Source organism: Pigmentiphaga sp. YJ18 (assembly GCF_038066655.1).
Classification (GTDB): Bacteria; Pseudomonadota; Gammaproteobacteria; order Burkholderiales; family Burkholderiaceae_B; genus Pigmentiphaga.
Genome location: NZ_JBBUKU010000002.1, coordinates 1238359 through 1258534, shown reverse-complemented (window position 1 = coordinate 1258534; position 20176 = coordinate 1238359). Strand labels below are relative to the sequence as shown.

Genomic DNA, 20176 nt, shown 5'->3' with positions numbered 1-20176 from the left:
TAGGCAGGACTGAATCATGCAAGCGATCAAGGAATTCTTCGGCAGCCTGATGCTGACCGAACTCCTCAAGGGATTGCGCCTGACGGGGCGGTACATGTTCGCCCGCAAGATCACGGTGCAGTATCCCGAGGAAAAGACCCCGATGTCCCCGCGCTTCCGGGGCCTGCATGCCTTGCGGCGCTACCCCAACGGGGAAGAGCGCTGCATCGCCTGCAAGCTGTGCGAGGCGGTCTGTCCGGCGGTGGCGATCACGATCGAATCCGAGGTGCGCGAGGACGGCACGCGCCGCACCAACCGCTACGACATCGACCTGACCAAGTGCATCTTCTGCGGCTTCTGCGAGGAAAGCTGCCCGGTGGACTCCATCGTCGAGACGCACATCCACGAATATCACGGCGAGCAGCGGGGCGACCTGTATTTCACCAAGGAAATGCTGCTGGCGGTCGGCGACCGCTATGAAGCCGAGATCGCGCAGAACCGTGCGCAGGACGCGAAATACCGGTAACCGAAACCCAAACCATGACCGCCATACTGTTCTATATATTCGCCGCGATCCTTGTCGTGGCCGCCTGCCGGGTCATCGTCGCGCGCAGCCCCGTTACCGCCGTCATGCACCTGGTGCTGTCGTTCTTCACCGCGTCCATGATCTGGATGCTGTTGAAGGCGGAGTTCCTCGCCATCCTGCTGGTGCTCGTGTACGTGGGCGCGGTGATGGTGCTGTTCCTGTTCGTCGTGATGATGCTGGACATCGACAGCGCCAAGCTGCGCCAGGGCTTCAAGACCTACCTGCCGCTGGGCATCGTGGTGGGCGCCATCATGGTGGGCGAAATGGCCTTCGTGCTGGCCAATGCCTACTGGGATCCCAGCGTGCCGCAGGCACCGGCCGACTTCAACAACACGCGTGCCATCGGCGTGGCGATGTACACCGAATACATCTACGCGGTCGAGATCGCCGCCGTGATCCTGCTGGTGGGCATGGTCGCCGCCATCGCGCTCACGCTGCGCCGCCGCTCCGACGTCAAGGTGACCCGGCCGTCCGAGCAGATCCGCGTGCGCCGCCAGGATCGCGTGCGCCTGGTATCGATTCCGTCGCAAACCGAAAATTCCCAGGAAGGCGAGAGCGCCCCGGCGCCTGCCGCCACCGAACCCAAGGGAAGCCAACCATGACCCTGACCCTAGGCCACTTCCTCGTGCTGGGCGCGATCCTGTTCGCGATCAGCATCGTCGGCATCTTCCTCAACCGCAAGAACATCATCGTGCTGCTGATGGCGATCGAACTGATGCTGCTGGCGGTGAACATGAATTTCGTCGCTTTCTCCAGTTGGATGGGCGATCTGAGCGGGCAGGTGTTCGTGTTCTTCATCCTGACCGTGGCGGCCGCCGAATCCGCCATCGGCCTGGCGATCCTGGTTGTATTGTTCCGCAACCTGAACACGATCAATGTTGATGAACTTGACCGGCTGAAGGGCTGACGGTCCGGGCTACGAGAAAATCAAGACATGTCGGTACCTAAGCTCTATCTCCTTATCGCTTTCGCCCCGCTGGTCGGGTCCGCCATCGCCGGCCTGTTCGGCACCGGCTTCCTCGGACGCTGGGTCGGCCGTGCCGGCGCGCACTGGGTCACGATCCTGGGCGTGCTGGTCTCGGCCATCGGCTCGGCCTTCGTGCTGCAGGACGTCCTGGCGGGCAACACCTTCAACGGCACGCTCTACACCTGGAGCGCGATCGGCGGCATCAAGCTGGAAATCGGCTTCATGATCGACACGCTGTCGGCCATGATGATGGTGGTGGTCACCTCGGTGTCGCTGATGGTGCACATCTACACCATCGGCTACATGAAGGACGATCCCGGCTACCAGCGGTTCTTCGCCTACATCTCGCTGTTCACCTTCTCGATGCTGATGCTGGTCATGTCCAACAACATGCTCCAGCTCTTCTTCGGATGGGAAGCCGTGGGCCTGGTGTCCTATCTGCTGATCGGCTTCTGGTACACCCGTCCCACCGCGATCTTCGCCAACATGAAGGCCTTCCTGGTCAACCGTGTCGGCGACTTCGGCTTCGTGCTGGGCATCGGCCTCCTGTTCGCCTACGCCGGCTCGATGAACTACACCGAGGTGTTCTCGCAGTCGGACAAGCTGGCCGGCCTGACCTTCCCGGGCACCGACTGGATGTTGCTGAGCGTGGCCTGCATCGCGCTGTTCGTGGGCGCGATGGGCAAGTCGGCGCAGTTCCCGCTGCACGTCTGGCTGCCCGACTCGATGGAAGGCCCGACCCCGATCTCCGCGCTGATCCACGCCGCCACCATGGTGACGGCCGGCATCTTCATGGTGGCGCGCTTCTCGCCGCTGTTCGAGCTGTCGCCCACCGCGCTGTCGTTCATCATCGTCATCGGCGCGATCACCGCGCTGTTCATGGGTTTCCTGGGCATCATCCAGAACGACATCAAGCGCGTGGTGGCCTATTCCACGCTGTCGCAGCTGGGCTACATGACCGTCGCGCTGGGCGCCTCGGCCTACTCGGTGGCGATCTTCCACCTGATGACCCACGCCTTCTTCAAGGCGCTGCTGTTCCTGGCGGCGGGCTCGGTCATCATCGGCATGCACCACGACCAGGACATCCGCAATATGGGCGGCCTGCGCAAGTACATGCCCATCACCTGGATCACCTTCCTGCTGGGGTCGCTGGCGCTGATCGGCACGCCGTTCTTCGCCGGGTTCTACTCGAAGGAAAACATCATCGAGGCGGCCAAGCTGTCCCACGTCTGGGGGTCGGGCTTCGCCTACTTCGCGGTGCTGGCCGGCGTGTTCGTGACGGCGTTCTACTCGTTCCGCCTGTACTTCCTGGTCTTCCACGGCAAGGAGCGCTTCGATACCTCGGGCGCGCATGGCCATGGACACGACGACCACGCGCACGATAGCCACGGCCATGACGACCATGGTCACGACGACCACCACCATGGCGGCGTGCCGCACGAGTCGCCCGCCGTGGTGACGGTGCCGCTGGTGCTGCTGGCCATCCCGTCCGTGATCATCGGCGCGATCGCCATCGGCCCCATGCTGTTCGGCGACTTCTTCAAGGGCGTGATCTTCAATTCGCCCGACCGCCCGGTCATGGAGCACCTGGCCGAGGACTTCCACGGCTGGGTCGCCTACGGGCTGCATGCCTTCAGTACCGTGCCGTTCTGGCTGATGCTGGCCGGCGTGGTCCTGGCGTGGTTCTTCTACATGGTCAAACCGGCCATTCCCGCCGCCATCAAGGCTCGCGCAGGCTGGCTGTACAGCCTGCTCGACAACAAGTACTACATGGACAAGATCAACGAAGCCGTGTTCGCGCGCGGTGCCCGCGCGCTGGGCGGCGGCTTCTGGAAGGTGGGCGACAAGTCCCTGATCGACGGCCTCCTGGTCAACGGCAGCGCCCGTCTGGTCGGCTGGTTCGCCGGGGTGGTCCGCCACCTGCAGTCGGGCTACATCTATCACTACGCCTTCGCCATGATCATCGGCATCATGGCCCTGGTGACCTTCTTCGTCCTGCTGAACAATTGATGGCAAGCGATATGGCTCAAACTTCTTTTCCGTGGCTCTCGCTTGCGATCTTCACCCCGATCGTGTTCGGCATCCTGGTGCTGGCGGTGGGGCGTGACAGCAATCCCACCGTCGCCCGCGTGCTGGCGCTGATCGGCGCGATCGCCGGTCTCCTGGTCACGCTGCCGCTGTACACCGGCTTCGACGCCTCGACGGCGCAGATGCAGTTCGTCGAGAAGGCCACCTGGATCGCCGAGTACGGCGTCTCCTACTCCCTGGGCGTGGACGGCATCTCGCTGTGGTTCGTCCTGCTGACGGCCTTCATCACCATCATCGTGGTGCTGGCCGGCTGGGAAGTCATCACCAGCCGCGTCGCCCAGTACATGGGCGCCTTCCTGATCCTGTCGGGCCTGATGATAGGCGTGTTCGCGGCACTGGACGGCCTCCTGTTCTACGTGTTCTTCGAGGCCACGCTGATCCCGATGTACATCATCATCGGCGTGTGGGGCGGTCCCAACCGGGTCTACGCGGCGTTCAAGTTCTTCCTGTACACGCTGCTGGGCTCGCTGCTGACGCTGGTCGCCTTCATCTACCTGTGGCACTCGGCCGGCGGCACGTTCGACATCCTGACCTGGCACAAGCTGCCGCTGGGCCAGACCGAGCAGATCCTGATCTTCCTGGCCTTCCTGATGGCCTTCGCCGTGAAGGTGCCGATGTGGCCGGTCCACACCTGGCTGCCCGACGCCCACGTCGAGGCGCCCACGGGCGGTTCGGTGGTGCTGGCCGCCATCATGCTGAAGCTGGGTGCCTACGGCTTCCTGCGGCTGTCGCTGCCCATCGTGCCCGATGCCGCGCATAGCCTGTCGGGCCTGATGATCGCGCTGTCGCTGATCGCCGTCATCTACATCGGCCTGGTGGCACTGGTGCAGGACGACATGAAGAAGCTGGTCGCGTATTCGTCCGTGGCGCACATGGGCTTCGTGACCCTGGGCTTCTTCATCTTCAACACCGCCGGCGTCGAAGGCGCCATCGTGCAGATGATCTCGCACGGCTTCGTGTCGGGCGCGATGTTCTTCTGCATAGGCGTGCTGTACGACCGCGTGCATTCGCGCCGCATCGCCGACTACGGCGGCGTGGTCAACACCATGCCCAAGTTCGCCACGTTCTTCGTGCTGTTCTCGATGGCCAACAGCGGCCTACCGGCCACCAGCGGTTTCGTGGGCGAGTTCTTCGTGATCATGGGCTCGGTCGAGTACAACTTCTGGATCGGCCTCCTGGCCGCCACCGCGCTGATCCTGGGCGCCGCGTACTCGCTGTGGATGGTCAAGCGCGTCGTGTTCGGCGATATCACCCACCAGCACGTGCGCGAGCTGACCGACGTCAACGCCCGCGAGTTCTTCATCCTGGGCGTGATGGCCATCGCCGTGCTGTACATGGGCGTCTACCCCGCGCCCTTCACCGACGTGATGCACGTCTCGGTCGACGCGCTGCTCAAGCATGTCGCCATTTCGAAACTGTAAGACGCCGGACGTTACGCAATGGAATTCGCCAATCTGAACCTGTCTCTCGTCGCGCCGGAGATCACGCTGCTGGTGCTGACGTCCGCCATCCTGCTGATCGACCTGTTCGTCAAGGATGAAGGCCGCGCGGTGACGCACATCCTGTCGCTGGCCACGCTGGTGGTGCTGACCTGGATGAGCCTGTCGGACCTGGCCTCGGGCGTGCAGGGCGCGGCCTTCGACGGCATGTACGTGACCGACAGCCTGGCCCACGTGCTCAAGGTGTTCTCGTACATCGCGGTGGGCGTGACGCTGATCTACGGCAAGGGCTACGCCAAGGACCGCGGCATGCTGCGCGGCGGCGAGCTGTACGTGCTGTCGCTGCTGGCGCTGCTGGGCCAGATGGTCATGATCTCGGCCGGCAACATGCTGACGATCTACCTTGGCCTGGAGCTGATGTCGCTGTCGTTCTACGCGCTGGTCGCGCTGCGCCGCGAGCACACCGTGTCCACCGAGGCAGCCATGAAGTATTTCGTGCTGGGCGCGCTGGCCTCGGGCCTGCTGCTGTACGGCATGTCCATGATCTATGGCGCCACCGGCACGCTGAACCTGGCCGGCATCGCACGCGCCACCTCCGGTGCCACCGACAACCACATGATCCTGGTCTTCGGGCTGGTGTTCCTGGTCGCGGGCCTGGCGTTCAAGCTCGGCGTCGTGCCGTTCCACATGTGGGTGCCCGACGTCTACCAGGGCGCGCCCACCGCCGTGACGCTGCTGCTGGGCGGCGCGCCCAAGCTGGCCGCCTTCGCCATCGTGCTGCGCCTGCTGGTCGACGGCCTGTTCGGCCTGGCGGCCGACTGGCAGCCCATGCTGGCGATCATGGCCGTGCTGTCGCTGGCCATCGGCAACCTGGCCGCCATCATGCAGTCCAACATCAAGCGCATGCTGGCCTATTCGACCATCTCGCACATGGGCTTCGTGCTGCTGGGCCTGATGTCCGGCGTGGTCGAGGGCAGCGCCTTCAACGCCCAGAACGCCTACACCTCGGCCATGTTCTACGTGGTCGTCTACGTGCTGACCACGCTCAGCTCGTTCGGCGTGCTGATGCTGCTGTCGCGCTCGGGCTTCGAGTGCGAGAACGTCGACGACCTGAAGGGCCTGAACCGCCGCAACCCGTGGTTCGCAGGCGTGATGCTGGTGCAGATGTTCTCGCTTACCGGCATTCCGCCCACGGTCGGCTTCTACGCCAAGCTGGCGGTGCTGCAGTCGCTGATCCAGACCAACCACGTCGTGCTGGCCGTGGTGGCCGTGCTGTTCTCGCTGATCGGCGCTTTCTACTACCTGCGGGTGGTGAAGGTCGTGTACTTCGACGATCCGGTCGACCAGGCCCCGCTGCAAGGCTCGGCGGGCTTTCGTACCGTGCTGTCGGTCAACGGCGTGCTGCTGTTGGTCCTGGGGGTGTTCCCCGCGCCGTTGGTCGCCCTGTGCGCCCAGGCCATCTCCAGCTCGCTCGCGCTCTGAGCTTCTGCCCCGGCGGCGGCGCGGCCGCGCCGCCGCCGTTCCCGACCGGGTTTGTCGTGACAGGAACCCCGCCTTGAAACAGACCCTCGCCATCTACGTCCTGATCCTGCTGGCCCTGGTGACCGCCAACCTGCCGTTCCTGTCGGAACGCGTGTTCGGCGCGGTGGCCTTTCGCCGGGACGGCGCGCCTGCCCGCAAGCCTTTCTGGCTGAGGCTGGTCGAGGTGCTGGTGCTGTATCTGGTGGTCGGCGGCATCGGCCTGGGTTTCGAGGCCAGCCTGGGCAACGTGTTTCCCCAGGGATGGCAGTTCTACGCCATTACCTTGACGCTGTATCTCGTGTTGGCCTACCCGGGTTTCGTGTACCGTTATCTTTTCAAACGGACTGCCCGATGAGCGATGATCGAGCCCTGGAGGAACTGGCGCGCAGTTCGGACCGGCTGCGCGAAGCGCCCCTGACCAGCGAAGCGGTGTTTCGCGGCAAGCTGCTGGACGTGCGCCGCGATACCGTCCGGCTGCCGGGCGGGGCGACCGCCACGCGCGAATACATCATGCATCCGGGCGCGTCCATGATCGTGCCCATGCTGCCGGACGGGCAGGTGGTGCTGGTGCGGCAGTACCGCTACCCCATGCACCGGGCCTTCATCGAATTTCCGGCCGGCAAGATCGATCCCGGCGAGGCCCCGCTGGCCACCGCGCAGCGGGAACTGCTGGAGGAAACGGGCTACCGGGCCAGCAAGTGGACCGAGCTCACCACCATCCACAACGCCATCGCCTATGCCAACGAGCGCATCGTGCTGTTCCTGGCCGAGGGCCTGGAGCGGGGCGAGCAGAAGCTGGACGAGCACGAGTTCCTGGAGGTGTTCACCGCCCCGCTGGAGGATCTGATGGCCTGGATCCGCCAGGGGGAGGTCACCGACGTCAAGACGGTGATCGGCGCGTTCTTCGTTTCTTCTTCTACGCGCTGACGTCCGGATAGAGGCCATGCGCCCGGCCGTACAGGCGGGCCAGGCCGAACAAGGCGTCGATGTTGGGCGTGGGCACGCCCACTTTCTGCCCCAGTTCGCGCACCACGGCCACGATGGCGTCCAGCTCCAGCGGGCGGCCGGCCTGCGCATCCTGCAGCATGGAGCTCTTGAAGGCGCCGAGCTTGCGCGTGACGGCGTGGCGGTCCTCGGCGCTCTGGTCGATGGCGCAGCCCAGTTCGCGCCCGATGCGCGCGGCTTCGTCCATGGCATCGGAGCAGAACCGGCGCACCAGCGGATCGTCCAGGATGCGATCGACCGTGGCGCCGGTGATGGCCGAGACCGGGTTCATGGTCATGTTGCCCCACAGCTTGTACCAGATGTCGTGGCGGATGGCCCGCGACGCCGTGACGTCGAAGCCCGCCTGCGCGAGCAGCGCGGCGATGCGCTCCACCCGCGCCGAAGCGGTGCCGTCCGGTTCGCCGATGATGAGGCCGCCCCCCATGTGGTGCTGGACCAGGCCCGGCTCCGGCGTCGAGGTGCTGGCATGGACGACGCAGCCGACCACGCGCGCGGCGGGGATGCCGCGCGCGATCCGGCCGTCGGGGTCGATGGTCGACAGGGCGGCCTGTTCTGGCTGCAGGATGCCGTGCGCGAACCACCACGGTACACCGTTCATGGCCGGCAGCACGGCGGTGTCCGGACCCAGCAGGGGCGCGAGCCCGTCCGCGACGGCGGCCAGGGCGGGGCCCTTGACGGCGATCACCACCAGGTCCTGCGGGCCCAGGGCTTGCGCCCGGTCGCTGGCCGTGACCGGCGCCTGGACGAGTCCGCCGTCCTGCCGCAGCCGCCAGCCGTGCGATTGCAGCGCCACCAGCGTGGCGCCGCGAGCCAGGGCGCTGACCGAGCAGGCGTCGGTGGCCGCCAGGCGGGCACCGATGAATCCGCCGATGGCGCCGGCGCCCACGATGCAGACCTTCATGCTTGCTTTGCGCGTCATTCCAGCGTGACGTTGGCTTTCCGGATGAGGCCCTGGTAGGTCTTGGACTTGGCCGCGACCTGGCGGCGGATCTCGTCGGGCGACCAGCTGATGGTCTGGAAGGCGAAGGTGTCCAGGCGCTTCTTGATCTCGGGATCGGCCACGACCTTGGCGACGTCGGCGTTGATCTTGTCGCGGATGGCGGCCGGGAGACCCTTGGGCGCCAGCAGCACGACGAAGGAGTTGACGTCCAGGCTGGCGGGCCCGCCGCTTTCGGCCACGGTGGGCACGTCGGGCATCTGCGGAATGCGCTTGGGCGCCGCGACCGCGATGTAGCGCAGCTTGCCGGCCTGGTAGGGGCCCTGGCTGGAGGCGATGGTGGCCATGCTCCAGTTCACTTCCTGGGTGCTGACGGCCGCGTACAACTGCCCGACTTCCTTGTAGGGCACGTGTTGCATGCTGACGCTGGCTTCGCTTTCCAGGGCGATGCCGCCCAGGTGGCCGGGACTGCCTATGCCCCAGGATCCGTAGGTGACCTGGCCGGGCTTGGCCTTGGCGGCGGCGACCAGGTCGGAAACGGATTTCCACGGCGACTGGGCGGAGACGGAAACCAGGAAGGGGGTGATGAACAGGGTGGCGACGGGGTCGAAGACCTTGTCGGGATCGTACTGGCGGCTCTTGTACAGGTGGGGCAGGGCGGCGAGCTGTTCGCTGTCGAGCTGCAGCAGCGAGTAGCCGTCGGGGGCCGCGCGCTTGAAGGAATCGATGGCGATGAAACCGGCGCCGCCGGGCCGGTTCTCGACCACGACGCGCTGGCCCCAGGCCTTGCCCAGGCGATCGGCGACCAGGCGCAGGACGGTGTCGGGGCCGCTGCCGACGGAGAAGGAGGTGACCAGGGTGACGGGTTTGGAGGGGTAGGCGTCGGCGGCGTGGGCCGTGGGCTGGAGCGCTACGCCGGCAAGCGTTGCGGCGGCCGCACATTGTGCGAGGAAGGCGCGGCGCGCGAACGGGGCGCGGAGGCGGTGGGGCATGGTTGGTCTCCTCATGGGTTTCTTGTGCCCGCTAAGAATAGTGCCCGTCCCGCAGCGCGTCAAAATGGCCGTGGGCACGGCGCTTGCCGCGCGTCATCCTGGTTCAACAGGAGGTGCATCATGACGGTGAAGCTGGAAGCGGGGCAGGTGCTGCCCGATTATGTCCTGCCCGACCATACGAAGACGGCCCGCGCGTTGTCGGCGCTGCAGGGGGACGACCCCATGCTGCTGGTGCTGATCCGCGGGTTTTTCTGCCCGAAGGACCGCGAGCAGTTGAAGGCGTTGACGCGGTTCCATCCGCAGTTGGTGGTGGGCAACTGCCGGCTGGTGGTGGTGACCATTGACGACTGGCATACGACCAACAATCTGCGCCAGCAGTTGGGGGCGCACTATCCGTTCTTGTACGACGAGCAGAGGCGGGTGCGGGACGAGCTGGACATCCTGGAGTACACGGACACGCAGCATGAACCGATGATTCCGCATACCCTGCTATTGGCCCCGGGGCTGAAGATACGCAAGGTCTGGAACGGCTATTACTACTGGGGGCGTCCGTCGGTGGCGGAGCTGCATGGGGAGTTGCGGGCGCTGACGCGGGAGATACGGCCGGATTGGGATTTGCGGGATCCGCAGGTGCGGGAGCGTTGGAAGCGGGGGGAGAAGAAGGCTTTCTATCCCTACGGGGTGAAGTCCATGGAGGATGTGTTGCGCGAGATGGCGGGGGCGGTGGATCAGTACGCGGGGGACGCGTCGAAGAAAGGGGCTTGAGACGGCCGCCCCCGCGGCGGGCCGGACACGGCCTGCGGCGGGGGCGGGTGGGCAGCTAGCGGGTTTGCGCCTTTTTCTTCTCGCGGTAGGCGTGCAGCAGCGGTTCGGTGTAGCCGTTGGGCTGGCTGCGGCCTTCGAAGACCAGGGCTGAGGCGGCCTGGAAGGCCAGGGAAGTTTCCTCGTTGCCGGACATGGGTTCGTACAGCGGATCGCTGGCGTTCTGCTGGTCGACCACCTTGGCCATGCGCTTGAGCACGTCGCGGACCTGGGCTTCGTTGGTGATGCCGTGGCGCAGCCAGTTGGCGATGTGCTGGCTGGAGATGCGCAGGGTGGCGCGGTCTTCCATCAGGCCGACGTTGTGGATGTCGGGCACCTTGGAGCAGCCCACGCCCTGGTCGATCCAGCGCACCACGTAGCCCAGGATGCCCTGGGCGTTGTTCTCGAGTTCCTGCTGGATGTCGGCGGGCGACCAGGCGGCGGGGTCGCCGACGGGGACGGTCAGGAGGCCTTGCTGGAGTTCCTGGCTGACCGCGCTCAGCCTGGTCTTTTCCAGTTCCTGCTGGACGGCCTGCACGTCCACCTGGTGGTAATGCATGGCGTGCAGGGTGGCGGCGGTGGGCGAGGGGACCCAGGCGGTGTTGGCGCCGGCCTTGGGGTGGGCGATCTTCTGTTCCAGCATGGCGGCCATCAGGTCGGGCATGGCCCACATGCCCTTGCCGATCTGCGCGCGGCCGCGCAGTCCGGCGTCCAGGCCGATCAGCACGTTGCTGCGTTCGTAGGCGGCGATCCAGGCCGAGGCCTTCATGTCGCCCTTGCGCAGCATGGGGCCGGCCTCCATGGCGGTGTGGATCTCGTCGCCGGTGCGGTCCAGGAAGCCGGTGTTGATGAAGGCCACGCGGGGGCTGGCGGCGGCGATGCAGGCCTTGAGGTTGACGCTGGTGCGGCGCTCCTCGTCCATGATGCCCATCTTCATCGCGTGGCGCGGCAGGCCCAGCAGGTCTTCGACGCGGTCGAACAGTTCGCTGGCGAAGGCCACTTCGGCCGGGCCGTGCATCTTGGGCTTGACGACGTAGAACGAGCCCTTGCGCGAGTTGCGGCGGATTTTCAGGTCGGGCAGCGAGGCCAGCGTGGCGACGACGGCGTCCAGGATGCCTTCCGGGATCTCGTTGCCGTCCTGGTCCAGCACGGCGGGGTTGGTCATCAGGTGGCCGACGTGGCGCACGAACATCAGCGAGCGCCCATGCAGCGTCAGCGACGAGCCGTCGGCGGCGGTGTATTCGCGGTCGGCGTTCAGGCGGCGGGTGAAGGTCTTGCCGTTCTTGGTGACTTCCTCGGTCAGGTCGCCCTTGTTCAGGCCCAGCCAGTTGCGGTAGATCTTGACCTTGTCGTCGGTGTCGACCGCGGCGACGGAGTCTTCGCAGTCCATGATGGTGGTGATGGCCGATTCCAGCACGACGTCCTTGACGCCGGCGGCGTCGGTGGCGCCGATCTGGCTGGCGCGGTCGACCTGGATCTCGAAGTGCAGGCCGTTGCCCTTGAGCAGGACGGCCGAGGGCGCCTGGGCCTGGCCCTGGTGGCCGGCGAACTGTTCGGGCCGGCGCAGGCCGGTTTCGCCCTGCTTGAGCGCCACCACGAGCTTGCCGTCGCGCACCGAGTAGCCGGTGGCGTCGGCATGCGAGCCCTGGGCCAGCGGCGCGGCCTGGTCGAGGAAGGCGCGGGCGCGGGCGATGACGGCCTGGCCGCGCACGGGGTTGTAGCCGGCGCTGCGTTCGGCGCCGCCGGTCTCGGGCAGGGCGTCGGTGCCGTAGAGGGCGTCGTACAGGCTGCCCCAGCGCGCGTTGGCGGCGTTCAGGGCATAGCGCTGGTTGGAGACCGGCACCACGAGCTGCGGACCGGCCTGTTCGGCGATCTCGGTGTCGACGTTGTCGGTGGTGACGCGGACCTGTTCGGGCTGGGGCAGCAGGTAGCCGATGCGTTCCAGGAAGGCGCGGTAGGCCGCCTGGTCGCTGACGGGGCCGGGATGGGCGCGGTGCCAGCCGTCGATCTCGGCCTGCAGGCGGTCGCGCTCGGCCAGCAGCGCGCGGTTCTTGGGCGCGAGGTCGTGCACGATCCGCGAGAAGCCTTGCCAGAAGCGATCGCTGTCGAGGCCGGTGCCGGGAAGGGCTTCCTGTTCGATGAAGCGGTCGAGTTCGTTCGCCACTTGCAGACCGTGGCGATGGGTGCGTTCCGTCATGGGGATTCTCCTGGCTATGCCTGATGGTGCTGGCGGCCCTCGCGGGCCGCGCCAATGGGATGTACCGATGATAAACGTAGGAGCCGGGCCCAGGGCCCTGGAATACCGTGCGCCGGAGTCACAATTGCTTTGCGTGGGAAGAGGGAATACGAGGGAAGGAAGCGCGCGAGGCGAGACAGATGCCGGCCGAGCAGGCATAATTCGATGTAATTGAGATCGATTCTCCTTTGCATTTCCGTCCGAGGTATTACGCCATGTCGCTCCAAAGCGCCTCTTCGCCGTCGCTGGCCCTGCGCCTGAAAACCGAAACCGCTCCCTTGCACGAGAAGCTCGACAAGCTCGTGATGTCGCTCAAGCCGTTCGACACCCGGGAGAACTATGGCCGCTTCGTCGCCGCCCAGTATCTTTTCCAGCGCGACATCGAGTCGCTGTACGACGACCAGGCCTACGCGGCCCGGATTCCGGACCTTGCCACGCGGCCCCGGCTGGCGGCGGCGCACGCCGATCTGCAGGACCTGGGGCAGGCCATTCCCGAGGCCGGCGAAGCGCCGCGGGGGCAGGGCATGGCCCTGCCCGAAGGCCTGGGCTGGCTGTACGTGTCCGAGGGCTCCAAGCTGGGCGCGGCCTTCCTGTTCAAGGAAGCGGGCCAGCGGCTGGGGCTGGACGAGAACTTCGGTGCCCGCAACCTGGCATCGCCTGCCGACGGCCGCGGGGCGGCGTGGAAGCGTTTCGTCCAGGCGCTGGATGGCAGCGGCCTGTCCGCCCAGGAGCAGGACAGGGTGGTGGCCGGGGCCAGCGCCGCCTTCGAGCGCTTCGCCGTGCTGCTGGCGCGCAGCTATGATCTGAAGGGCGAGCCGTCGCTCGCGTGAGGGAATGATGTCGATGTCCACTATGACGGAGCGCCGCCGGGCCTTGCTGGCGGCGCTGCCGGCCGGCCTTCTGCTGGGGGCCCTGGCGCCGGTGGCGCGCGCCGCCCGGCCGCTGGCCCAGGGGCCGCGCGTGGTGTCGGTGGGAGCCGGCGTGACCGAGATCGTCTATGCGCTGGGCGGCCAATCCCAGCTGTTGGCGGTCGATACCAGCAGCCTTTACCCGCCCCAGGCCCTGGCGCTGCCCAAGGTCGGCTACCAGCGCACGCTGTCGGCCGAAGGCGTGCTGTCCCTGGGGCCGCAGGTGCTGCTGGCGGGCCAGGAGGCGGGTCCGCCCGCGGTGCTGCGGCAGATCGAGTCGGCGGGGGTCAAGGTCGTGCACGTCGATGGCGACTACACCTTCGACGGCGTGTTGGGGCGCATCGGTACCGTGGCGGCCGCGCTGGGCCGGCAGGCCGAAGGCCAGGCGCTGGCCGACGGGCTGTCGTCGCGCTGGCAGGCCTTGCAGGCCCGCATCGCGGCGGCGCCGCTGCGCGGGCCGGGCGGCCGGCCACTGCGCGTGGCCTGCGTGATGCGGCATGGCGCCAGCACCATGGCGGCCGGGCGGGATACGGGCGCCGACGCGATGCTCAAGCTGGTCGGCGCGGTCAATGTGTTCGGCGGCGACTTCGCCAACTACAAGCCCTTGTCGGCCGAGTCGCTGGCCAGCGCGGCGCCCGATGCCATCGTCGGCACCTTCGACGGCACGCAGGAGCCGGATGCCCGGGCGCGCCTGCTTGCCACGCCGGGCCTGGCGATGACGCCCGCCGGCCGGAACCAGCGCGCGGTGTTGTTCGACATCGTGCTGCTGCTGGGCTTCGGTCCACGCCTGCCGCAGGCGGTCGAAGACCTGTATGGCGCGCTCGGCGCATGAGGTCGGCGCCGTGACGACTGTTTCCAGCGTGGAGACGGCCACGCCGCCGTCGGGCTGGGCCCGGGTAAGAGCGGGCCGCATGCCGGCCGCCTGGCTGTTCGCGGCCCTGGCCGCGCTGCTGGCGGTGCTGGTGGTGGTGGCCGCCGGCCGCGGCGCCTATCCCATCTCGGCGTCCAACGTGCTGGCCATCCTGCTGCACAAGGCGGGCCTGTCCCAGGGCGGGTTCGAGCCCCAGCAGATGGGCGTGCTGTGGACCATACGCCTGCCGCGCGTGATGCTGGGCGTGGCGGTGGGCGCGCTGCTGGGCATGGCGGGCGCGACGCTGCAAGGCCTGTTCCGCAACCCCTTGGCCGATCCCGGCCTGATCGGGGTGTCCAGCGGGGCGGCGCTCGCGGTCGCGCTGACCATCGTGTTCGGCAACCTGTGGTGGCCGGCGCTGGCCCAGGCCATGGGGCTGGCGCTGCTGCCGGTCGCCGCCTTCGCCGGAGGCGTGCTGACCACCTTGCTGGTCTACCGGATCGGCCGCACCTCGCTGGGCGTGTCGGTGGCCGCCATGCTGCTGGCCGGGATCGCCATGAACGCCATCGCCATGGCGCTTATCGGGCTCGCCAGCTACATGGCGACCGACGAGCAGCTGCGCAATCTGACCTTCTGGAACCTGGGCAGCCTGGCACCCGCCACCTGGCCCATCGTGGGCGTCGTGTCCGTGGTCGGCGCGGTGGCGCTGGCGGGCATGTGGCGCCTGCGCAGCGGGCTCAATGCGATGGCCCTGGGCGAGGCCGAGGCCCGCCACCTGGGCGTGGCGGTGGAAAGCCTGAAGGCGCTGGCGGTGGTGTTCAGCGCGCTGGCGGTGGGCATGGCGGTGGCCTTCTGCGGCATCATCGGCTTCCTGGGCCTGGTCGCGCCGCACTGCATCCGCCTGATGGCGGGGCCGGACGCGCGCATCGTGCTGCCCGGCGCGGCCCTGCTGGGCGCCGCGTTGACGGTGGGGGCCGACCTGACCGCCCGCCTGATCATCGCGCCGGCCGAACTGCCCATAGGCGTGCTGACCGCGCTGATCGGGGCGCCGTTCTTCCTGTTCCTGCTGCTGCGGGCCAAGGGCAGGATGTTCGAAGGATGACGAGCATGCTGGAAGTCCGTTCATTGACGGTCGCGCGCCGCCAGGCCGGCCAGCCGCATCCGCGGGTGGTGTTGGACGGCATCGATTGCGCCGTGGCCGAGGGCGAGGTCGTGATGCTGATCGGCCCCAACGGCGCGGGGAAGTCCACGCTGTTGTCGACCATGGCGGGCGATCTGGGGCCGGCCGCGGGCGAGGTGCTGTTCAAGGGGCGGCCGCTGCGGCAGTGGGCGGCCGGCGAGCTGGCCCGGCAGCGGGCGGTGCTGCCCCAGCGGGCCGGGCTGAGCCTGCCGTTCACCGTGGACGAGGTGGTGCACCTGGGGTGCCTGGCGCGCAGCGAGCCGCGCCGGCAGCTCGAAGGCATCGTCCGGGCGGCGCTGGAAACGGCAGGGGTCACGCATCTGGCCCAGCGCTCCATGCCCGCGCTGTCGGGCGGGGAGCAGGCCCGGGTGCATCTGGCGCGGGTGCTGGCGCAGATCTGGCCCGGCGAAACCGGGTCGGGCGCTGGCCGGCTATTGCTGCTGGACGAACCGTGCGCCAGCCTGGATCCGCATCACCAGCACTCGGTATGCACGGCGATCCGCGATTTCGCGCATCGCACCGGCGCGGCGGTGATCGTGACCATGCACGACATGAACCTGGCGGCCCAGTATGCCGACCGCATCGTGGCGCTGTGGGAAGGGCGGGTGCTGGCGGACGGCGAGCCGCGCGCGGTACTGACGCGCGACTTCGTGCGCCGGTGCTTTGCCGTCGACGCGGCGCACTGGCAGACGGACGAGGACTTCCTGGTGGCGACCCGGCCGCTGCACGGTCCGGCCTGAGGCCGCCGCCCGATCACATCTCGTTGTAGACCGGCCCTTCGCCCCCTTGCGGCGTGACCCAGACGATGTTCTGCGTGGGGTCCTTGATGTCGCAGGTCTTGCAGTGGACGCAGTTCTGGGCGTTGATCTGCAGGCGTTCGGTGCCGGTGTCGTCCTTCACGAACTCGTAGACCCCGGCGGGGCAGTAGCGGCTTTCCGGGCCGGCGTAGCGCGCGAGGTTGACGTCGACCGGAACCGAGGGATCCTTGAGCGTCAGGTGGATGGGCTCGTTTTCCTCGTGGTTGGTGTTCGAGATGAACACCGAGCCGAGCCGGTCGAAGGTCAGCTTGCCGTCGGGCTTGGGGTAGTCGATGCGCGGGCAATCGGCGGCGGGCTTCAGGTAGAGGTGATCGGGCTTGTCGCGGTGCAGCGTCCAGGGGAAATTGCCGCGCAGCAGCCACTGTTCGATGCCGGTCATCAGCGTGCCGACCGTGCGGCCTTTCTTGAACCACTGCTTGAAGTTGCGCGACTTGTTCAGTTCCTCGCGCAGCCAGGAGGCCTCGAAGGCGGCCGGATAGCTGGCCAGTTCGTCGTGGCTGCGGCCTGCCTCGATGGCTTCGAACGCGGCCTCGGCCGCCAGCATGCCGCTCTTGATGGCCGCGTGGCTGCCCTTGATGCGCGAGGCGTTCAGGAAGCCGGCCTCGCAGCCGACCAGCGCGCCGCCCGGGAAGGCCAGGCGGGGCAGGGACAGCAGGCCGCCGGCCGTGATGGAGCGCGAGCCGTAGGCGATGCGCTTGCCGCCCTCGAGGAAGCCCCGGATCGAAGGGTGGGTCTTGAAGCGCTGGAATTCCTCGAAGGGCGACAGCCACGGGTTGCTGTAGTCCAGGCCCACGATCAGGCCGATGGCGACCTTGTTGTCCTCGAGGTGATACAGGAACGAGCCGCCGTAGGTATCGGCGTCCAGCGGCCAGCCGGCGGTGTGGATGACCAGCCCGGGCTGGTGCTTGGCGGGATCGATCTCCCACAGTTCCTTGATGCCGATGCCGTAGCTTTGCGGGTCCTTGCCGGCATCCAGCTTGAGCTTCTCGTTCAACTGGCGGCCCAGGTGGCCGCGCGAGCCTTCGGCGAAGATCGTGTAGCGGGCATGCAGTTCCATGCCCGGCTGGTACTGGTCGGTGGGCTGGCCGTCGCGGCCCACGCCCATGTCGCCGGTGGCCACGCCTTTGACCGAACCGTCCTCGTTGTAGAGGATTTCGGCGGCGGCGAAGCCGGGGAAAAGGTCCACGCCCAGGGCCTCGGCCTGTTCGCCCAGCCAGCGGGCCACCTTGCCCAGGCTGACGACGTAGTTGCCGGCATTGTGGAAACAGGCCGGCAGCAGCCAGCCGGGCGTGGCGCGGGCGCCGGTTTCGGACAGGAACAGGAAGCGGTCTTCGCTGACGGGAGTGTTCAGCGGCGCGCCCTTGGCCTTCCAGTCGGGAATCAGTTCGGTCAGCGCGCGCGGGTCCATGACCGCGCCGGACAGGACGTGGGCGCCGATCTCGCTGCCTTTCTCCAGTATGCAGACTCCGATTTCGCGGCCTTTCTCGGCAGCAAGCTGCTTGAGGCGGATCGCGGTGGACAGGCCGGCGGGCCCGCCTCCGACGATGACCACGTCATATTCCATCGACTCGCGTTCGTTGCCTTGCATGTACAGGGTTCCTCCGGGTGGGGTGGGGGTGCGGAACCGGCGGTGTCGCCGCTAAGCTAAGATAGTTGGAAGTATCATCCCCGATTGTATTTCAAGCGATCACGGCCGTTGGCCACCACGTTAGCGAGGAAGACGATGAACAAGGTCTATGCCAGCGCCCGCGAGGCGCTAGCGGACATCGTGCGGGACGGGCAGACCCTGGCGGTCGGCGGTTTCGGCCTGTGCGGCATACCCGAAGCCCTGATTGCCGCGCTGCGCGATACCGGTGTCAAGAATCTGACCTGCATCAGCAACAACGCGGGCATCGACGGCGCCGGCCTGGGCCTGCTGCTGGAAACGCGGCAGATCCGCAAGATGATCTCTTCGTACGTCGGCGAAAACAAGGAGTTCGAGCGCCAGTACCTGGCGGGCGAGCTGGAAGTGGAGTTTACGCCCCAGGGCACGCTGGCCGAGAAGCTGCGCGCCGGCGGCGCCGGCATCCCGGCCTTCTTCACGGCCACCGGCGTGGGCACCCAGGTGGCCGAGGGCAAGGAAATCCGCGAATTCGACGGCAAGAAATATGTCATGGAGCGCTCGCTGGTGCCCGACGTGGCGCTGGTCAAGGCCCTGGTGGCCGACAAGAGCGGCAACCTGATCTTCAACAAGACCGCCCGCAACTTCAACCCCAACGCCGCGATGGCCGGCAAGGTCACGGTGGCCGAGGTCGAGCGCATCGTCGAGAACGGCGAACTGGATCCGGATCACATCCACCTGCCCGGTATCTATGTGCACCGCCTGGTCCTGAATGCGACCCCGGAAAAGCGCATAGAACAACGGACGGTAAGGTAACCCCCCCTACGCCCTTCGGGCGCCCCCCAGGGGGCGGCGCTGGTGGACCGGCGGAGCCGGATCCACGGCGCCCTGGGTCGACGGATATCAAGGAGAAATGACATGGCATGGACTCGCGATGAGATGGCCGCGCGGGCGGCGCGTGAGTTGCAGGATGGTTTCTACGTGAACCTGGGCATCGGGCTGCCGACGCTGGTGGCCAATCACGTGCCCGAGGGGCTGGAGGTCTGGCTGCAGTCCGAGAACGGGCTGCTGGGCATCGGGCCGTTTCCCACCGAGGACGAGGTCGATCCCGACCTGATCAACGCCGGCAAGCAGACGGTGACCACGCTGCCGGGCTCGTCCATCTTCTCGTCGTCGGATTCCTTCGGCATGATCCGCGGCGGCAAGATCAACCTGGCCATCCTGGGGGCGATGCAGGTGTCCGAGCAGGGCGACCTGGCCAACTGGATGATCCCGGGCAAGATGATCAAGGGCATGGGCGGAGCGATGGACCTCGTAGCCGGTGTCGGGCGGGTGGTGATCCTGATGGAGCACGTGGCCCGCAAGAAGGACGGCACGGTCGACCTGAAGATCCTGCCCGCGTGCACGCTGCCGCTGACGGGCGTGGGCGTGGTGAACCGCATCATCACCGACCTGGCGGTGCTGGACGTCACGCCGCAGGGGCTCAGCCTGGTCGAGCTGGCCCCCGGCGTCACGGCCCAGGAAGTGGTCGAGAAGACCGCGGCCAAGCTGGATACCTCCGCCGTTGCCGCGTCGGTTTGAGTGGGGCGGGGCGGCCCGGCGGGCTGCCCTGGCCGTAGTGATGGCGGTGCTGGCCGTTTCCGCGCACGCCGAGGCCGGCGGGCCCTACATCCCGGCGGCGCTGGCCATTCCGGCCGTCGCCTCGCGGCCCGAGGCCTTCGTTCCGGAGGGGTTCACGCTGGAGCGGGAAGTGCAGGGGGACCTGGGCCAGGACGCGCCGGGCGTGGCGCAGGTCTACCGCAATGCCGAGGGGCGCCGCGCGCTGCTGCTGGGAACGCGAGGTCCCCTGGGCTTCGAGGCCACGGGCTGGGGGTTCGTCCTGCCGTGCGCCACCTGCGGCGTGGACCTGTCAGCCGACCGCAACCTGGATCTGGCCATACGCCAGCAGCGCGTGGTCGTCACGGACCGCAGCGTCTCCAAGGCGGAAGAGATCTCCACCTCGGCCGAACTGACGCTTGCCTACGACCGCGCCACACGCCGCTGGTGGCTGCAATCGCTGCGCCAACTGACCCTGTTCGCCCGCACCGGCCGCGCCGAAGAGTCGCGTGTGGACTACGAAACCGGCGCCACCCGCGACGCCGTCGGCCGCTACGACGGCCAGGTCTTCTTCGCCGAGACCTCCCAGACCGGCACCCTCGAAGGCGACCGCCCCGCCCTGGATACGCTCGTGTTGTATTAGGGGTAGACCCAGGGCGCCGCGGATCCGGCT

At 67.4% G+C, this 20176-nt stretch carries 20 protein-coding genes; 16 read left to right on the top strand and 4 right to left on the bottom strand.

From position 1 onward, the window contains the following. The first annotated feature begins 16 nt into the window (after positions 1-16). The 8 genes from nuoI (at position 17) to WKR98_RS19665 (ending at position 7507) form a co-directional block, all read left to right on the top strand. Complete coding sequence (nuoI, locus tag WKR98_RS19700) at positions 17-505, top strand: NADH-quinone oxidoreductase subunit NuoI (protein ID WP_087779241.1); 489 nt, start codon at positions 17-19, stop codon at positions 503-505. Between the two features lie 14 nt (positions 506-519). Next, entirely contained in the window at positions 520-1167 is a 648-nt protein-coding gene (locus tag WKR98_RS19695) for an NADH-quinone oxidoreductase subunit J (RefSeq protein WP_341434464.1), read from the top strand. Next, entirely contained in the window at positions 1164-1472 is a 309-nt protein-coding gene (nuoK, locus tag WKR98_RS19690; RefSeq protein WP_087779243.1) for an NADH-quinone oxidoreductase subunit NuoK, read from the top strand. The genes WKR98_RS19695 and nuoK overlap by 4 nt, the downstream gene beginning before the upstream one ends. A gap of 27 nt (positions 1473-1499) precedes the next feature. Beyond that, entirely contained in the window at positions 1500-3542 is a 2043-nt protein-coding gene (gene nuoL / locus WKR98_RS19685; RefSeq protein ID WP_341434463.1) for an NADH-quinone oxidoreductase subunit L, read from the top strand. 11 nt (positions 3543-3553) lie between these two features. Further along, positions 3554-5041: an NADH-quinone oxidoreductase subunit M gene (locus WKR98_RS19680; protein ID WP_192901809.1), complete on the top strand. Its 1488-nt coding sequence runs from the start codon at positions 3554-3556 to the stop codon at positions 5039-5041. Between the two features lie 18 nt (positions 5042-5059). Then, on the top strand, positions 5060-6541 hold the full coding sequence (gene nuoN / locus WKR98_RS19675) for an NADH-quinone oxidoreductase subunit NuoN (RefSeq protein ID WP_124689050.1): 1482 nt from the start codon (positions 5060-5062) through the stop codon (positions 6539-6541). A gap of 73 nt (positions 6542-6614) precedes the next feature. Continuing rightward, the gene (locus tag WKR98_RS19670) at positions 6615-6935 is read left to right on the top strand and encodes a DUF2818 family protein (protein WP_124689051.1); all 321 of its coding nucleotides are present in this window, start codon (positions 6615-6617) and stop codon (positions 6933-6935) included. Next, positions 6932-7507, top strand: a complete 576-nt coding sequence (locus WKR98_RS19665) for an NUDIX domain-containing protein (protein WP_124689052.1) — start codon at positions 6932-6934, stop codon at positions 7505-7507. The genes WKR98_RS19670 and WKR98_RS19665 overlap by 4 nt, the downstream gene beginning before the upstream one ends. Here the strand turns inward: WKR98_RS19665 and WKR98_RS19660 are convergent. Together WKR98_RS19660 and WKR98_RS19655 are read right to left on the bottom strand one after the other, a co-directional pair. Further along, on the bottom strand, positions 7497-8486 hold the full coding sequence (locus WKR98_RS19660) for a 2-dehydropantoate 2-reductase (protein ID WP_341434491.1): 990 nt from the start codon (positions 8484-8486) through the stop codon (positions 7497-7499). The two genes, WKR98_RS19665 and WKR98_RS19660, sit on opposite strands and share 11 nt — an antisense overlap. 14 nt (positions 8487-8500) lie before the next feature. Continuing rightward, a complete protein-coding gene (locus WKR98_RS19655; protein ID WP_341434462.1) occupies positions 8501-9514 on the bottom strand; it encodes a Bug family tripartite tricarboxylate transporter substrate binding protein in 1014 nt (337 codons plus the stop codon). A gap of 120 nt (positions 9515-9634) precedes the next feature. On the opposite strand from WKR98_RS19655, the gene WKR98_RS19650 reads away from it, so the two are divergent. Then, complete coding sequence (locus tag WKR98_RS19650; RefSeq protein ID WP_124689054.1) at positions 9635-10279, top strand: peroxiredoxin-like family protein; 645 nt, start codon at positions 9635-9637, stop codon at positions 10277-10279. A 55-nt stretch (positions 10280-10334) separates the two neighbouring features. Here WKR98_RS19650 and WKR98_RS19645 read toward each other — a convergent pair whose 3' ends face one another. Continuing rightward, positions 10335-12512 (bottom strand): malate synthase G, encoded by a 2178-nt coding sequence (locus WKR98_RS19645; protein ID WP_341434461.1) that lies wholly within the window; start codon positions 12510-12512, stop codon positions 10335-10337. A gap of 254 nt (positions 12513-12766) precedes the next feature. Between WKR98_RS19645 and WKR98_RS19640 the strand changes: the two genes are divergently transcribed. From WKR98_RS19640 to WKR98_RS19625, 4 genes are read left to right on the top strand one after another with little or no spacing between them, the layout of a single operon-like run. Further along, a complete protein-coding gene (locus tag WKR98_RS19640) occupies positions 12767-13381 on the top strand; it encodes a biliverdin-producing heme oxygenase (RefSeq protein ID WP_124689056.1) in 615 nt (204 codons plus the stop codon). 13 nt (positions 13382-13394) lie between these two features. Continuing rightward, entirely contained in the window at positions 13395-14291 is an 897-nt protein-coding gene (locus tag WKR98_RS19635) for a heme/hemin ABC transporter substrate-binding protein (RefSeq protein WP_238160363.1), read from the top strand. Then, positions 14272-15411 carry a FecCD family ABC transporter permease gene (locus WKR98_RS19630; protein ID WP_445936116.1) on the top strand — a complete coding sequence of 380 codons (1140 nt, stop codon included), beginning with the start codon at positions 14272-14274 and terminating at the stop codon, positions 15409-15411. Before WKR98_RS19635 ends, WKR98_RS19630 begins: the two co-directional genes overlap by 20 nt. Beyond that, complete coding sequence (locus WKR98_RS19625) at positions 15408-16229, top strand: heme ABC transporter ATP-binding protein (protein WP_202865611.1); 822 nt, start codon at positions 15408-15410, stop codon at positions 16227-16229. The genes WKR98_RS19630 and WKR98_RS19625 overlap by 4 nt, the downstream gene beginning before the upstream one ends. Positions 16230-16242: 13 nt before the next feature. Here WKR98_RS19625 and WKR98_RS19620 read toward each other — a convergent pair whose 3' ends face one another. Further along, positions 16243-17871: an electron transfer flavoprotein-ubiquinone oxidoreductase gene (locus WKR98_RS19620; protein ID WP_341434490.1), complete on the bottom strand. Its 1629-nt coding sequence runs from the start codon at positions 17869-17871 to the stop codon at positions 16243-16245. Between the two features lie 159 nt (positions 17872-18030). Between WKR98_RS19620 and WKR98_RS19615 the strand changes: the two genes are divergently transcribed. From WKR98_RS19615 to WKR98_RS19605, 3 genes are all read left to right on the top strand, one after another. Then, complete coding sequence (locus WKR98_RS19615; RefSeq protein WP_124689058.1) at positions 18031-18723, top strand: CoA transferase subunit A; 693 nt, start codon at positions 18031-18033, stop codon at positions 18721-18723. 102 nt (positions 18724-18825) lie between these two features. After that, positions 18826-19488, top strand: coding sequence for a 3-oxoacid CoA-transferase subunit B (locus WKR98_RS19610; protein WP_124689059.1), 663 nt, complete (start codon positions 18826-18828; stop codon positions 19486-19488). Then, a complete protein-coding gene (locus tag WKR98_RS19605; RefSeq protein WP_341434459.1) occupies positions 19472-20146 on the top strand; it encodes a hypothetical protein in 675 nt (224 codons plus the stop codon). The genes WKR98_RS19610 and WKR98_RS19605 overlap by 17 nt, the downstream gene beginning before the upstream one ends. Positions 20147-20176: the final 30 nt, after the last annotated feature.

What these genes read in the sequence shown, in the direction of transcription:
- nuoI (WP_087779241.1), top strand. Translation starts at nt 17, where the DNA reads ATGCAAGCGATCAAGGAATTCTTCGGCAGCCTGATGCTGACCGAACTC.
- WKR98_RS19695 (WP_341434464.1), top strand. Translation starts at nt 520, where the DNA reads ATGACCGCCATACTGTTCTATATATTCGCCGCGATCCTTGTCGTGGCC.
- nuoK (WP_087779243.1), top strand. Translation starts at nt 1,164, where the DNA reads ATGACCCTGACCCTAGGCCACTTCCTCGTGCTGGGCGCGATCCTGTTC.
- nuoL (WP_341434463.1), top strand. Translation starts at nt 1,500, where the DNA reads ATGTCGGTACCTAAGCTCTATCTCCTTATCGCTTTCGCCCCGCTGGTC.
- WKR98_RS19680 (WP_192901809.1), top strand. Translation starts at nt 3,554, where the DNA reads ATGGCTCAAACTTCTTTTCCGTGGCTCTCGCTTGCGATCTTCACCCCG.
- nuoN (WP_124689050.1), top strand. Translation starts at nt 5,060, where the DNA reads ATGGAATTCGCCAATCTGAACCTGTCTCTCGTCGCGCCGGAGATCACG.
- WKR98_RS19665 (WP_124689052.1), top strand. Translation starts at nt 6,932, where the DNA reads ATGAGCGATGATCGAGCCCTGGAGGAACTGGCGCGCAGTTCGGACCGG.
- WKR98_RS19660 (WP_341434491.1), bottom strand. Translation starts at nt 8,486, where the DNA reads ATGAAGGTCTGCATCGTGGGCGCCGGCGCCATCGGCGGATTCATCGGT.
- WKR98_RS19655 (WP_341434462.1), bottom strand. Translation starts at nt 9,514, where the DNA reads ATGCCCCACCGCCTCCGCGCCCCGTTCGCGCGCCGCGCCTTCCTCGCA.
- WKR98_RS19650 (WP_124689054.1), top strand. Translation starts at nt 9,635, where the DNA reads ATGACGGTGAAGCTGGAAGCGGGGCAGGTGCTGCCCGATTATGTCCTG.
- WKR98_RS19645 (WP_341434461.1), bottom strand. Translation starts at nt 12,512, where the DNA reads ATGACGGAACGCACCCATCGCCACGGTCTGCAAGTGGCGAACGAACTC.
- WKR98_RS19640 (WP_124689056.1), top strand. Translation starts at nt 12,767, where the DNA reads ATGTCGCTCCAAAGCGCCTCTTCGCCGTCGCTGGCCCTGCGCCTGAAA.
- WKR98_RS19635 (WP_238160363.1), top strand. Translation starts at nt 13,395, where the DNA reads ATGTCCACTATGACGGAGCGCCGCCGGGCCTTGCTGGCGGCGCTGCCG.
- WKR98_RS19630 (WP_445936116.1), top strand. Translation starts at nt 14,272, where the DNA reads ATGGCGCGCTCGGCGCATGAGGTCGGCGCCGTGACGACTGTTTCCAGC.
- WKR98_RS19625 (WP_202865611.1), top strand. Translation starts at nt 15,408, where the DNA reads ATGACGAGCATGCTGGAAGTCCGTTCATTGACGGTCGCGCGCCGCCAG.
- WKR98_RS19620 (WP_341434490.1), bottom strand. Translation starts at nt 17,871, where the DNA reads ATGGAATATGACGTGGTCATCGTCGGAGGCGGGCCCGCCGGCCTGTCC.
- WKR98_RS19615 (WP_124689058.1), top strand. Translation starts at nt 18,031, where the DNA reads ATGAACAAGGTCTATGCCAGCGCCCGCGAGGCGCTAGCGGACATCGTG.
- WKR98_RS19610 (WP_124689059.1), top strand. Translation starts at nt 18,826, where the DNA reads ATGGCATGGACTCGCGATGAGATGGCCGCGCGGGCGGCGCGTGAGTTG.